Source organism: Rhizobium sp. SRDI969, assembly GCF_025152725.1.
In the GTDB taxonomy this organism is placed as follows: Bacteria; Pseudomonadota; Alphaproteobacteria; order Rhizobiales; family Rhizobiaceae; genus Rhizobium; species Rhizobium leguminosarum_I.
The window spans coordinates 532,215-545,241 of the sequence record NZ_CP104035.1; the positions used below are offsets into that span (position 1 = coordinate 532,215).

Below are 13,027 nucleotides of genomic sequence, written 5' to 3' on the forward strand. Positions count from 1 at the left end.
AGATCGGCGTGGCCCGATACAGCAATTTTGGAGAAAGGGAGCCGACTGTTCTTGCGGCTCCGACTGCATAATTTATCTTCAAATCGGAATCGACTTTAGGAAAAATTATGCAGCAATTTAAAGGTTACCGCGTCCTTTGCGCATCTGAAAAGACATGCGTCGCTGTAGGTATTGGCCCACCTTTACATGACGATGACGCGGGTTCCCACACTGACGCGGTCGTAGAGGTCGACGACGTCTTCGTTGCGCAGGCGAATGCATCCGGAAGAGACGGCGCTGCCGATCGACCAGGGCGCATTGGTGCCGTGGATGCGGTAAAGCGTCGAGCCGAGATACATGGCGCGCGCGCCGAGCGGGTTCTCCGCGCCGCCATCCATGCGCGCCGGCAGGTAATGACCCTTGGCGGCCTCGCGGCTGATCATCTCGGAAGGCGGCGTCCAGTCCGGCCATTCGGTCTTGCGGCTGATCTTGTGGGCGCCGGCCCATTCGAAGCCAGGCTTGCCGACGCCGACGCCGTAGCGGCGCGCCTTGCCGCCTTGCATCACCAGATAGAGGAAGCGGTTGTTGGTATCGATGACGATCGTGCCGGGCTTTTCCGTGGTGTCGTAGTCAACCATCTGTGGCAGGTATTGCGGCTCGATCGGATGGCGGATCGACGGGATGCCAGGATTGATCGCCGAAACGGTCTGCGGTGACACCTGCGGCGCCTGGCGCAGCACGCGACGCTGGAAAAGGCCGCGCTGCTGCGGCTGGACGACCGGCCGCTGGTAGACGACGGGACGAACCGTGCCGCCGCCCAGCTGGTTGATCCAGGGCGCGGTCAGATCGGGGCTGAGCACGACGGGCGGACGGGTGGCGTAGCGGTCGTCTGCAAGGGCGGCCGTGGAGAAGATGCCGAAGAGGGCTGCGGCAAGAACAAGCTGTTTCATCATCGGACGAACTCTCTACAAATGACCGAAAATGCGCTGGCGGGACATGTCCGCCCGGGCGGAGATGTTCCGCCCGGGAAGACGCTGCCACCTAATCCGCCAGCGAATGGTAAAGATCGATTCATGAAAAGCCGACCGATCGGATAAACTTTTCGTCAGGGTTACCGTTCGGTTTGGAAAGACGGTTTGCAAATGGTAAAGCCGGAATCAAGACCGGAGAAAGAAGCGGACCCCCGCGGAATGAAGGATCATGAGCGCGACAGGCATCATCATCGGCGAGGACGGCAGGAGCCGCTGCCACTGGCACGCCAATCTGCCCGACTATCTCAGGTATCATGACGAGGAATGGGGCCGCCCCGTCACCGACGACGTCCGTCTCTTCGAGAAGATCTGCCTCGAAGGTTTCCAGTCCGGCCTTTCCTGGCTGACCATCCTGCGCAAGCGCGAGAATTTCCGCGCTGCCTTTTCAGGTTTCGATTTCGAGAAGGTCGCCCTCTTCAGGGAAGGCGATGTCGCACGCTGCCTTGCCGATGCCGGCATCATCCGTCATCGCGGCAAGATCGTATCGACCATCAACAATGCCAAGCGTGCAATAGAACTCAGGGACGAATTCGGCTCGCTCGCCCATTATTTCTGGCGCTACGAACCCGGCCATGACGAGCGGCCGGCAGTGGTCGATCGTGATCACATCGTCGCCAATCCGACCACGCCGACATCCGTGCTGATTTCGAAGGATCTGAAGAAACGCGGCTGGACCTTTGTCGGCCCGACCACAGTTTATGCTTTCATGCAGGCGATGGGTCTCGTCAACGATCATCTGGAAGGCTGCTTCTGCCGGCCCGAGGTCGAGGCGATGCGCACCGCCCTGGTTCGCCCATGAAAGATCACTCCGTGAGAACATTGATCGCCGCCGCCGCCCTTTTCCTCCTGACGGTCTCCGCCATGGCGCAGACGCCGCAGCTCGATCCCGGAGAGAAGCTGGAGAAGCTGCAGTTTCCGGCCGTCACCATGCAGTTGAAGGGCTGGACGAAGTTCGGCAATGGCCATGTCTATACGCTGCCGGTGCGCGCCGGCCAGCACATGAAGATCAGTTTTTCCAGCAAGAGCAAATTTGCCTTCCTGGCGATCTTTGACCTGTCGAAACCGGATGACGAGGCCTTCTTCGGCACCGACGAAGACGGCATGAGCTTCGAGACGACAGTCAAGGAAAACGCCACGTGGCTGCTGCGTCCTTATTATTCCAAGGTCTCGCCTCGGCGCGGCCTCGGCGCTCCCTTCAGCATCCTGATCGAGCCGCTGGCGGCTGCCCCGCAGCAGCCGAAACCGCCGGCCGAGCCGGAACGCCCGTCGCTGTTCCCGAAGGCCCCGCCGAAGCCGCAATGAGGCAGAGAGTGCGCCCGGCCTAGCCGAGCCGGTCGATCAGCTCGCGCAACTCGCCGAGATGGCCGATCTTGCGGAAACGTGGCGCTTCCGTCGGTTCGTCGACATGTTCCAGCACCCAGGTCAGTTCGTGTGGCACGAAGACGCCGTAGCTGCCGGCGGCGAGTGCCGGCACGATGTCCGATTTCAGCGAATTGCCGACCATCATCGCCCGTTCCGGCCCGTCGCCGACCTTGGCGAAGATGCGACGATAGGTGACGGCCGTCTTGTCGGAGACGATCTCAACGGCATCGAAGAAGTCGCCGAGCCCGGATTGAGCGAGCTTGCGCTCCTGATCGAAGAGATCGCCCTTGGTGATCATGACAAGCAGGTACTTGCCGGCAAGCGCCTCCAGCGTATCGCGCACATGCGGCAGGGTCTCGACCGGATGGTTGAGAAGATCCCGGCCGGTATCGAGGATCTTGGCGATCACGCTCGCCGGGACCTTGCCCTCGGTGATTTCGATCGCGGTCTCGATCATCGACAGCGTGAAGCCCTTGATGCCGAAGCCGTAGTGGCGAAGGTTGCGTTTCTCGGCCTCCAGCAGCCGTTCGGAAATCTTCGGTCCTTCGGCGAAATCGGCAAGAAGCCTGGTGAAATGCGCTTCCGTCAGCCGGTAATATTGTTCGTTCTGCCAGAGTGTATCGTCGGCATCGAAACCGATCGTGGTCAGTGGTCGCGTCGTCATATGCGTACCTCTAGAGCATGTCGCGCAAAACTGTGCCGCGGTTTTGCGATAACGACATGCGTAAAAACAAGGACCTAAAGCGCGAGAGCGAATCTGAAAGACCGCGCCGCGCTTTAGGGCACGATGCCGAAAAGTATGAGCGGTTTTCGGGCGACATCATGCTCTCACTTTTTAACTTAGAACAGGATTCAGATTTTAGGCCGACCCGACCTAAATCATCCTGTTCTGGAAATATCGCCGGCAATCTATCGGCCGCCTGGTCGAGAAAAGGACGTTCGCCGTTACAGCGCCGCGCGTCTTTTTCAGACGCGCAAAGGACGCTGTAACACTTTGAATTGCGACATGCGCGGCGTTGAAAAGCGCCGCCGCCGCACTACATGAAAATCGCCTCACCTTGCAGCCAGCCACGGCTGTGCCTGTCATATGCAGGCCAATAATCAAAAAATGAAGTTCTTGAGTTCGCAAGCCCCTCTTGCGGCAGACACAAAGGAATTTTTCCACGATGCGTTACAATCAACTCGGAAATACGGGACTTTTCGTCTCGGAAATCTGCCTGGGCACGATGACCTTCGGCGAAGCCAAACAGGGCAGCACCTGGGGCGCCATCGCCGACGTCGACCAGAACGCCGCCGACCGGATCGTCGGGCGCTCGCTTGCATCAGGCGTCAATTTCATCGACACCGCCGACGTCTATTCATCCGGCGAGTCCGAAAGGCTGCTCGGCCAGGCGCTGAAGAACCTCGATGTGCCGCGCAAGGACGTCGTCATCGCTACCAAGGTCTACGGCGTCATGGGTGACAAGCCGAACGACCGCGGCGCCTCGCGTGGCCACATCATGGATTCGGTCGAGGCGAGCCTCAAGCGGCTGCAGACCGACCATATCGACCTCTATCAGATCCACGCCACTGATACGGTGACGCCGATCGAGGAGACGCTGCGCGCTCTGGACGACCTCGTTTCCCGTGGTCTCGTCCGTTATATCGGCGTCTCCAACTGGCAGGCCTGGCGCATTTCCAAGGCGCTCGGCCTGTCGGAACGCCGCGGCTTTGCCCGCTTCGAGACAGTACAGGCCTATTACTCCATCGCCGGCCGCGATCTCGAGCGCGACATCGTGCCGATGATGCAGGAGGAAAAGCTCGGCCTGATGGTCTGGTCGCCGCTCGCCGGCGGTCTGCTCTCCGGCAAGTATGGTCCCGGCGCGCCCGGCAATGGTGAAGGCCGCCGCGCCAGTTTCGATTTCCCGCCCGTCGACAAGGACAAGGCCTGGGCCTGTGTCGCCGTCATGCGCGAAGTCGCCGAAAAACACGGCGTCAGCGTCGCCACCGTGGCGCTCGCCTATATCCTCGCCAAGCCCTTCGTCACCACAGTCATCATCGGCGCCAAGCGGGTCGACCAGCTCGACCAGAACCTTGCTGCCGTCAAGCTGAAGCTCGATGAAGACGACATGACGAAGCTCGACGAGGTGAGCGCGCTTGCTCCGGAATATCCGGGCTGGATGCTGGCGCGACAGGGCGCCGGCCGCCGCCCGGCCGATTTCGAGCCGAAGGACTGACGTTACCGGCGTTGTGCCCCTGCTGTCCGGTTTGCGCGAATGGCTGCCCCTCACCCTAACCCTCTCCCCGTAAAAACGGGGCGAGGGGACGTGCCCTGCGAGAGGTTGGTGGGGAACGGAGAGGTCGCGGCATATCCCCTTCGCCCCGCGTGCGGGGAGAAGGTGCCGGCAGGCGGTTGAGGGGCTGGTCGAGCATGACGAAAGAGTCTGGGAACGCCTGACATTTCCGGCGTTCCCCTTTTCCATCAACGATCGACTACTTGCCCTGGACCCTGAGCCAGGCGTTCATCTCGGCGATCTCGGCTTCCTGTGCCTTGACGACGGCTTCGGCGAGCTTGCGGATATCGGGATCTTTTCCATATTGCAACTCGATCTTGGCCATATCGATCGCGCCCTGATAGTGTGGGATCATGCCGCGGACGAAATCCGCATCGGCATCGCCGCTATACTCGATCATCATATCCTTGTGCATCTTGGCATTCGCCTCGCTGAAGGCGTGGCTTGCCGCATCGTGGTTGCCCATCGGCTTGCTCATATCCATCGGCTTGTCTTCGGCAAGGACGGGAGCGGCGACGATGGTGAGCATTGCGGTGAGGGTGACGATTTTCAAAGACATGAGAGTTCCTTCCTCTGTCTGACAATAGGTTTGCCGGGCGGCTGGGCCACCCGATTGGCATGGATTGCTGTGGTGTCAGGACAGTCGGGGAGGGGGCGGCGTCGGTACCGGCCTGTCGTCGTCCAGGGCGCGGGCAGGCGCCGGGGCGGGGTAGCCGAAAATGGGCTTTCCGCCATCCATGACCATCACCGTCGGCGGCAGCAGAAGACAGGCGGCGCAAAGCGGAATATGCGCGGAATTGCCGGTGGCGCAGGGGTCCTTCAAGGGATCGGTCTTGCTCACCGCCTCGGACGTAGCCATGCCGTGCATTTCGTGGTGCATGCCGGTTTCGACGGCAACCGGTGCATTCATCGACGCACATGTCGGACAGCCTGCCCATGCGGACATAGCGCTGTAGACCAGCCAGCCGAGAAACATCGTGATGAGGGCAAGCATGCGCATGCCGTTTTATAGGCGAATGCCTGATAAAGGCCAAGGCGACCGGCGGTCACATCCCGGTCACCAAGCAGCCATGACCCTTTGCTCGATCCTATAATCCTTGCTCTCTTCACCGAGTGGCGCGATGGGCCATGTCCAGGCGGCTTTTGCCAGCGGCGGCAAGACGCCATGCAGCAGGTCGGCCTCTTCGTGCGTCTTGCCGTTGCGGTCGATGACGGCATAGGCGATGTCGGTCACCAGGCAGCTGCGGCAGGGAAGTCCCGCAAGCCCGGACAGATGTGCCGCGATCAGCCTTTCCACCGTGTCTTCAGGCATTCGCCCGGCCTCGGCCTCATGGCGCCGTTTCACGCCGCGACCGATCTGCGACAAGAGGTTGGCGGAAACCACGAAATCGAGATAGGGCACGCCGCGCAGGAAGCCGAGCGGTTCGGGTTCGCGACCGGTAGCAAGCTCATCATAGCCGGAGAGATCGCGCTCGATCAGCCGGACATTGCGATAGAACTTGGCCGACAGCCACAGGCGCACCGAGGCGAGGTGAACGAGATCGACCAGGACGACGGTGTCGAAATCCCGCGCCAGCGCTTCGATCGGCACGTCGCGCAACAGGCCGGAGCCGAGGACGACGGCGGTCCGCTTCTGCCTGAGGTCGGCCGCTGCCGCCAGGATCACCTTCCGGCTCATCTCCTCATGTTCGGCCCAATCCGCCGCGCAGCGCCCGGCCCGTGACCAGAGATTGACGGAATAGCGGATGAACTTTCGATGCGGCTTGCCGGTCAGCGGCCAGGTCGCGGCATAGAGAAGCGCCTCGGTGATCATGAGTATATCCGCATTTCTGATGGAACTCCTTCGTTCAATCGATTCTCGCAGCCACATCAAGACCCTTCGCCCTTGCCGCTCCCCGCCCAATCCGCTAGGAAACCGCCACTGTCACAGTCAGTGGAATCCCCGGAAATGAACGACAAGCAGAAGAAACCGCAAAAGCTCAAGGCCCGCCTGCCGCGCGGCTTCGTCGACCGGACGGCCGGCGATATCCGCGCCGTCAACGAGATGACGGCAAAGATCCGGGAAGTCTATGAGCATTATGGTTTCGATCCGCTCGAAACGCCGCTATTCGAATATACCGATGCGCTCGGCAAGTTCCTGCCCGACAGCGACCGGCCGAACGAGGGCGTGTTCTCGCTGCAGGACGATGACGAGCAATGGATGTCGCTGCGTTACGACCTAACGGCGCCGCTCGCCCGTCATGTCGCCGAGAATTTCAACGAGATCCAGCTGCCCTATCGCACTTATCGTGCCGGCTACGTCTTCCGCAACGAGAAGCCGGGCCCGGGCCGTTTCCGCCAGTTCATGCAGTTCGATGCCGATACCGTCGGCGCGCCTGGTGTTCAGGCCGATGCCGAAATGTGCATGATGATGGCCGATACGCTGGAAGCCCTCGGCATCAAGCGCGGCGATTATGTCATCCGCGTCAATAACCGCAAAGTCCTGGATGGCGTGCTCGAGGCGATCGGCCTCGGCGGCGACGACAAGGCCGGCCCGCGGCTGAACGTGCTGCGGGCCATCGACAAGCTCGACAAGTTCGGCCCGGAAGGCGTGGCATTGCTGCTTGGTCCCGGCCGCAAGGATGAATCCGGCGACTTCACCAAGGGCGCTGGTCTCGATAAGGAGCAGATCGACAAGGTGCTGTTCTTTGTCGGCATCACGGACTATGCCGAAAGCGCTCTCCGTCTCGCCGAGCTGGTGGCGGGAACCGCCAGGGGTGGCGAAGGCGTCGAGGAGCTGAATTTCATCGGTGCGCTGGTGACCAGCGCCGGCTATGGCCCTGACCGCATCAAGATCGACCCCTCCGTCGTGCGCGGCCTCGAATATTATACCGGCCCGGTCTATGAGGCCGAACTGACCTTCGACGTCACCAATGAAAAGGGCGAGAAAGTCGTCTTCGGTTCGGTCGGCGGCGGCGGTCGTTATGACGGCCTCGTCTCCCGCTTCATGGGCCAGCCGGTTCCGGCGACGGGCTTTTCGATCGGCGTCTCCAGGCTGATGACGGCGCTGAAGAACCTCGGCAAGCTCGGCGCCAGCGAGGTCATCGAGCCGGTGCTGGTGACCGTCATGGACGGCGATGTCGAGGCGATGGGCCGCTACCAGAAGATGACGCAGGAACTGCGCGCCGCCGGCATCCGCGCCGAGATGTTCCAGGGCAACTGGAAGAAGTTCGGCAACCAGCTGAAATATGCCGATCGCCGCGGCTGTCCCGTCGCCATCATCCAGGGCGGCGATGAGCGCGCGACAAGCGTCGTGCAGATCAAGGATCTGATCGAAGGCAAGCGGCTCTCCGGCGAGATCGAGGACAATGCCAGCTGGCGCGAAGCGCGGGTGGCACAGGAGACGGCGCCGGAAGCCGACCTCGTCGCGAAGGTCAGGGAGATCCTTGCTGCGCAGGCCGAGGATCGGAAAAGGGCAGGCTCCGGCTTCGAAACTCCATATGATCCCGCTCAAGCCGGTGACACAGATGACGACGTTTGAGAGAAATCTCCCCTTCTCCCCTCGGGGAGAAGGTGGCCCGAAGGGTCGGATGAGGGCGCACCGCGGCAGAAGCTGTCCTTCGCTTGCCGCTCAGGACATTCGTCGTTTACACTCCTCATCCCCCTCATCTGCCCTGTCGGGCATCTTCTCCCCGCTGGGGAGAAGAGGGAAGTTCAGCCAATGCCCCTGATCAATCTCCCCGAATTCGCCAATGACCTCATCGCCGAATTCGATGCGCGCAACGCCGAGCGCATCGATACGCCTGTTATTCAGCCGGCCGAGCCTTTCCTTGATATTGCCGGCGAAGATCTGCGTCGCCGCATCTTCATGACGGAGAGCGAAACCGGCGCCAGCCTCTGCCTGCGTCCCGAATTCACCATTCCAGTCTGTCTGCGTCACATCGAGACGGCGACCGGCACGCCGAAGCGTTATGCCTATCTCGGCGAGGTTTTCCGCCAGCGTCGCGACGGCGCCAATGAATTCTATCAGGCCGGCATCGAGGATCTTGGCGATATCGACCTGTCAAACGCCGACGCTCGCGCCATTGGCGATGCCACCGGCATTCTCGCCCGCCTGCTGCCGGGCCGGCGCTTAGCCGTGACATTGGGCGACCAGGCAGTCTTTGAGGCTGTGGTCCAGGCGCTCGGCCTGCCGCTCGGCTGGCAGAAGCGCCTGATCCACGCCTTCGGCAGTATGACGCAACTGGAAGCACTGCTTGCCGGCCTCGTCAGCCCGCAATTCGTCACCGGGCTGGACGACGATATCGCCAGGCTCGTTGCGTCAGGCGACGAGCAGGCGCTGGTCGCCCATCTCGAGCGGGAGATGCAGAAGACCGGCTATTCGACGAATGCCGGCCGCTCGGCCCTGGAGATCGCCCGACGGCTCAAGGAAAAGCTCATCCTGTCCGAAACGCGCCTCGACGATGCGGCCTTCCACGTGCTGGAAGAATTTCTGTCCCTCGACGTGCCGCTGGTCAATGCTTCCGCAGCCCTTTCCGGTTTCGCCGATGCTGCCGGCCTGAAACTCGGCAACGCGCTTTCCCGCTTTAATGGCCGCGTTGCAGCACTTTTCAATGCCGGTGTCGATCTTTCCTGCCTCGACTACCGCGCCGCTTTCGGACGGCCGCTCGATTATTACACCGGCCTCGTCTTCGAGGTGACGGTGGAAGGTTCAAGCGCGGTTCTGGCCGGTGGCGGCCGTTTCGACCGGCTCCTGACCTTCCTCGGTGCGACGGACCGTATTCCGGCCGTCGGCTTCTCCTTCTGGCTCGACCGCATCGAAACCGAAAGGGCAGCCGCATGACCATCACCATCGCGCTTCCCTCCAAGGGCCGGATGAAGGAAGACGCTTCGGCGATCTTCGAACGCGCCGGCATGACGATTTCTGCGGTCGGCAACGATCGCTCCTATCGCGGCCGCGTCGAAGGCTGGGACGATGTGGAGATCGCCTTCCTCTCGGCCTCCGAAATCTCCCGTGAAATCGGCAATGGCACCGTCGATTTCGGCGTCACCGGCGAGGATCTGATGCGGGAGGGTTTTGCCGAGGTCGACAAACGCGTCGAATTCTGTGCCCGTCTCGGCTTCGGCCATGCCGATGTCGTCGTCGCCGTGCCGGAGATCTGGTTCGATGTCGACACCATGGCCGATCTCGTCGATGTCGCCGCCGATTTCCGCGCCCGCCACTCCAGGCGCCTTGCCATCGCCACCAAATACTGGCGGCTGACCCAGCAGTTCTTTTCGAGCCAACACGGCATCCAGCTTTATCGCATCGTCGAAAGCCTGGGCGCTACCGAGGGCGCTCCCGCCGCAGGCTCGGCCGATATCATCGTCGATATCACCTCCACCGGCTCGACGCTGCGCGCCAATCACCTGAAGGTGCTCCAGGACGGTGTCATCCTGCATTCGCAGGCCTGCCTCGTGCGTGCCCGCAAGGAAAACCACGCCGGTGAACCCGCCGTGCAAGCAATCATTGAGGCAGTGCGCGCGGCCCTCTGATCCCGGCCGCCAAGGCATAAGAAAACCCGCCGTCGGATGACGGCGGGTTTTTCTGCTTCTGGGAGGATGTCTGCTGGTGTCAGGCAGCTGCGTAAGCGCCGCGGCGGGCATCGAGCGAGTAGGCGCCGGCACCGACGGTGGCGAGCAGTATGTACGCGCCGGCCAGCGTGATATTCTTCATGACCATGATCTGGTTGAGAATGTTCACGAGTTCCGTGCCACTTGCGTAGGGCAGGTGGAAGGCAATGCCCGTGAAGACACAGAAGGCGGCGAGCAGCCAACCGGCAATGCGGACCTGGAAGCCTGTGAGAACCGCAAGGCCGGCCAGCAGTTCGAAAAGGCCTGCGACATAGGCCAGCAGGGATGCTGCCGGCAGGCCGGCACCGGCGATCATGCCCGCAGTACCGGCAGGATCGGTGAGCTTCATGAAGCCGGAAAGGATGAACATGAAGGAAAGCAGGATACGGGCAATCAGGATGATGACGTTGTTCGACATGGACGTTGTCTCCGTTTCAAGGACTCTGGAGATCTTGGTGCCCCGGCACCGCTTCGACCTCGGATGCCTCTATGTCGCTCTTTTCTCGCGTTGTGGAAAGATAAACGAAAGGGGACACTTCGTTCACTAATATGGAACGATCTCCAAAGCGCGTCGCGTTCGACTGCATTCATGCGACGCGCTTAGATCTTTGTTGTCATGCATGTCGTTGGCCCAAAACCGCTGCGCACTTTTGGGCGACATGCATTGGCTGCCCCCCGCTTGCCTTTGCCAAGCCGGGTCTTTTATGGTCGGCTGATAACATGGAGAATCCGATGGCAGATCTTTCCGCATTTCCGATCACGACGCGCTGGCCGGCGAAAAATCCCGATATCATCCAGCTCTATTCCCTGCAGACGCCGAACGGGGTGAAGGTTTCCGTCGCCCTCGAAGAGCTCGGCCTCGCCTATGAGCCGCATTATGTTTCCTTCGCCGCCAACGAGCAGAAGTCGGCGGAATTCGAATCTCTCAATCCCAACGGCCGCATTCCGGCGATCATCGATCCGAACGGGCCGGACGGAAAACCGATCGGCCTTTTCGAATCCGGCGCCATTCTGCTTTATCTCGCGGAAAAAACCGGCAAGCTCATCCCTGCCGATGCCGCCGGCCGCTATGAAACCATCCAGTGGGTGTTTTTCCAGATGGCGGGCATCGGCCCGATGTTCGGCCAGTTTGGACATTTTTATAAATTCGCCGCCGACAAGGTCGCCAACAATTCCTACCCGGTGGAGCGTTATCGTGATGAATCCAAACGCCTGCTCGGCGTGCTCGAAGACCGGCTGAAAGGTCGCCAGTGGATCATGGGCGATCTCTATACGATCGCCGACATCACCACCTTCACCTGGGTTCGTGGCGCCGACATCTTCTATGGCGGCCGCGAGGTGCTCGAATATGCGAAATTCCCCGCCGTCTCGGATTGGCTGGAGCGCTGCATCGCTCGTCCGGCAAGTGCCAGGGGCCTCAATATACCGGCCAAGCCGGAGTAACGAACGACCCAAGAGATCGCCGATCCCGGCCCATCCGGCTGCTGCCACGGGGTCGAGCCACGGGTCTCGACCCGTCCTTCGGACCCCCGGTAAACGGGGCGAAGGGACCATGCCGCAAGCTGTCCGTATCCCGCCTACCTATCGCAGGGCACGTCCCCTCGCCCCGCGAGTGCGGAGAGGGTTAGGGTGAGGGGCAGCCATTCCACCCTTATCGCCAGCTTAAGATCTGCTTTGCGCCTTCCAGCTTGAAGCGCGGAAAGACGAAGACGCCGACCATGCTGCCGCTGTATTTCTGCTCTAGCCCGTGGGACTCGCCCATGCAGAAGAGCGGCTGGCGAAAGCCGTTCGGCATGTTGATTGTCGTCGAAAAACAGAAGGAGGAGCAGAGCGTTGCCGCCTGCTCGAACAGCTCCAATATGTGGCTGCGGTCCTTGGCATCGTAGCAGCGGATCAGGCTTAGGAGTCCGCATTCCTGCGCGGCAAGGCCGTGCATCATTGCGCTCCATTCGCCGAGACGAAGCATGCCGCTCGAAAAATCGCCCGTCCAGGCTTCGGAAACGGAAAACTGTGCCAGCATCTCGTGATTTTGATTGGCGTCATCAAACGAGCCGGGCGTTAGCGGTTCGGCTGCATTGGCTCTGGCGATGTTAAACAAGGCGTTCCCCCGTTCGGATGCGGCTCCTCGGCCGCACGCTCGGCAAACACAAAGAAACAGGATCACGCAGCAGCGGGCATGATGCCCGCGCTTACCTTCGGCGGTTATTGCCACGGCCATCTGGCCTCCGTAACCGGAGCCCTCGAAGCCGAACGTTAACGTATCGCTTTCCGCGCTCCGGCCTCGTCTATCGCCGAGCGCGTTTGAAGTGCAGCGCGGATTTATAGGGGCTTTTGGACAAACGGCAACGGCTTTTTAAGGGGTCTTCGGATCGCCTCATTTCTTAGGATGCCTGCATCTTCGGCCTGTTTCGCGAGAATTGGCACAGGAAGATCATCTTTGAGAGTGTTGCAAACGTTTTCACTCTGCGTCAGGTCGGAAATCGTACCGCAACGCAGTGATCTCTCGCATGTCGCTAGACTGAGAAAGGCGCGGGCAACGCAAGCCTAGCGCAAGTTTCGCCCCCTGGGGTTGCAACAGAGGGGCGGATAAACGTTTCGTCGGCCATGCCAGTCAGTGTGCCGCACGTCGAATCGCTTTGGGCAAAAGAAAAGGGCGACCCGAGAGCCGCCCTTCCTATTCCGGATGCCGGAATGGTAGTCAGTGATGGCTTTCGCCTATCACATCATGTCCATTCCGCCAGTTCAGCGCGCTTGACGCGCTGAACCATCTTTAAATGATGGGCGGATTCA

15 protein-coding genes are annotated in these 13,027 nt (G+C 61.0%); 8 read left to right on the forward strand and 7 right to left on the reverse strand.

What is annotated here, in order from left to right; all coding sequences use genetic code 11:
- Positions 1 to 182 precede the first annotated feature (182 nt).
- On the reverse strand, positions 183 to 932 hold the full coding sequence (locus N2A41_RS02540) for a L,D-transpeptidase (RefSeq protein WP_222385738.1): 750 nt from the start codon (positions 930 to 932) through the stop codon (positions 183 to 185).
- A gap of 247 nt (positions 933 to 1,179) precedes the next feature.
- Between N2A41_RS02540 and N2A41_RS02545 the strand changes: the two genes are divergently transcribed.
- The gene (locus tag N2A41_RS02545) at positions 1,180 to 1,809 is read left to right on the forward strand and encodes a DNA-3-methyladenine glycosylase I (RefSeq protein WP_260110183.1); all 630 of its coding nucleotides are present in this window, start codon (positions 1,180 to 1,182) and stop codon (positions 1,807 to 1,809) included.
- Entirely contained in the window at positions 1,806 to 2,312 is a 507-nt protein-coding gene (locus N2A41_RS02550) for a hypothetical protein (RefSeq protein WP_064249241.1), read from the forward strand. Before N2A41_RS02545 ends, N2A41_RS02550 begins: the two co-directional genes overlap by 4 nt.
- Before the next feature lie 19 nt (positions 2,313 to 2,331).
- Here N2A41_RS02550 and N2A41_RS02555 read toward each other — a convergent pair whose 3' ends face one another.
- Complete coding sequence (locus tag N2A41_RS02555; RefSeq protein WP_260110184.1) at positions 2,332 to 3,036, reverse strand: HAD family hydrolase; 705 nt, start codon at positions 3,034 to 3,036, stop codon at positions 2,332 to 2,334.
- Between the two features lie 56 nt (positions 3,037 to 3,092).
- Between N2A41_RS02555 and N2A41_RS02560 the strand changes: the two genes are divergently transcribed.
- On the forward strand, positions 3,093 to 3,362 hold the full coding sequence (locus tag N2A41_RS02560) for a hypothetical protein (protein WP_222296589.1): 270 nt from the start codon (positions 3,093 to 3,095) through the stop codon (positions 3,360 to 3,362).
- 176 nt (positions 3,363 to 3,538) lie between these two features.
- Positions 3,539 to 4,588 (forward strand): aldo/keto reductase, encoded by a 1,050-nt coding sequence (locus tag N2A41_RS02565; protein ID WP_260110185.1) that lies wholly within the window; start codon positions 3,539 to 3,541, stop codon positions 4,586 to 4,588.
- Between the two features lie 256 nt (positions 4,589 to 4,844).
- Here N2A41_RS02565 and copM read toward each other — a convergent pair whose 3' ends face one another.
- The 3 genes from copM to N2A41_RS02580 form a co-directional block, all read right to left on the reverse strand.
- A complete protein-coding gene (gene copM / locus N2A41_RS02570; protein WP_260110186.1) occupies positions 4,845 to 5,204 on the reverse strand; it encodes a CopM family metallochaperone in 360 nt (119 codons plus the stop codon).
- A gap of 75 nt (positions 5,205 to 5,279) precedes the next feature.
- On the reverse strand, positions 5,280 to 5,645 hold the full coding sequence (locus tag N2A41_RS02575) for a hypothetical protein (protein WP_260110187.1): 366 nt from the start codon (positions 5,643 to 5,645) through the stop codon (positions 5,280 to 5,282).
- A 57-nt stretch (positions 5,646 to 5,702) separates the two neighbouring features.
- Positions 5,703 to 6,515, reverse strand: a complete 813-nt coding sequence (locus N2A41_RS02580) for a hypothetical protein (protein WP_260110188.1) — start codon at positions 6,513 to 6,515, stop codon at positions 5,703 to 5,705.
- 78 nt (positions 6,516 to 6,593) lie between these two features.
- On the opposite strand from N2A41_RS02580, the gene hisS reads away from it, so the two are divergent.
- The 3 genes from hisS (at position 6,594) to hisG (ending at position 10,159) form a co-directional block, all read left to right on the forward strand.
- Positions 6,594 to 8,165 (forward strand): histidine--tRNA ligase, encoded by a 1,572-nt coding sequence (gene hisS, locus N2A41_RS02585; protein ID WP_260110189.1) that lies wholly within the window; start codon positions 6,594 to 6,596, stop codon positions 8,163 to 8,165.
- A gap of 180 nt (positions 8,166 to 8,345) precedes the next feature.
- Positions 8,346 to 9,467, forward strand: a complete 1,122-nt coding sequence (locus tag N2A41_RS02590; RefSeq protein WP_260110190.1) for an ATP phosphoribosyltransferase regulatory subunit — start codon at positions 8,346 to 8,348, stop codon at positions 9,465 to 9,467.
- Positions 9,464 to 10,159, forward strand: coding sequence for an ATP phosphoribosyltransferase (gene hisG / locus N2A41_RS02595; protein WP_260110191.1), 696 nt, complete (start codon positions 9,464 to 9,466; stop codon positions 10,157 to 10,159). The genes N2A41_RS02590 and hisG overlap by 4 nt, the downstream gene beginning before the upstream one ends.
- Positions 10,160 to 10,238: 79 nt before the next feature.
- Here the strand turns inward: hisG and N2A41_RS02600 are convergent, their stop codons facing one another.
- Complete coding sequence (locus tag N2A41_RS02600) at positions 10,239 to 10,655, reverse strand: DoxX family protein (protein ID WP_033181702.1); 417 nt, start codon at positions 10,653 to 10,655, stop codon at positions 10,239 to 10,241.
- 314 nt (positions 10,656 to 10,969) lie between these two features.
- Here N2A41_RS02600 and N2A41_RS02605 point away from each other — a divergent pair, with 314 nt between their 5' ends.
- Positions 10,970 to 11,680: a glutathione binding-like protein gene (locus tag N2A41_RS02605; protein ID WP_170256209.1), complete on the forward strand. Its 711-nt coding sequence runs from the start codon at positions 10,970 to 10,972 to the stop codon at positions 11,678 to 11,680.
- 208 nt (positions 11,681 to 11,888) lie between these two features.
- Here the strand turns inward: N2A41_RS02605 and N2A41_RS02610 are convergent, their stop codons facing one another.
- A complete protein-coding gene (locus N2A41_RS02610; RefSeq protein WP_260110192.1) occupies positions 11,889 to 12,335 on the reverse strand; it encodes a hypothetical protein in 447 nt (148 codons plus the stop codon).
- Positions 12,336 to 13,027: the final 692 nt, after the last annotated feature.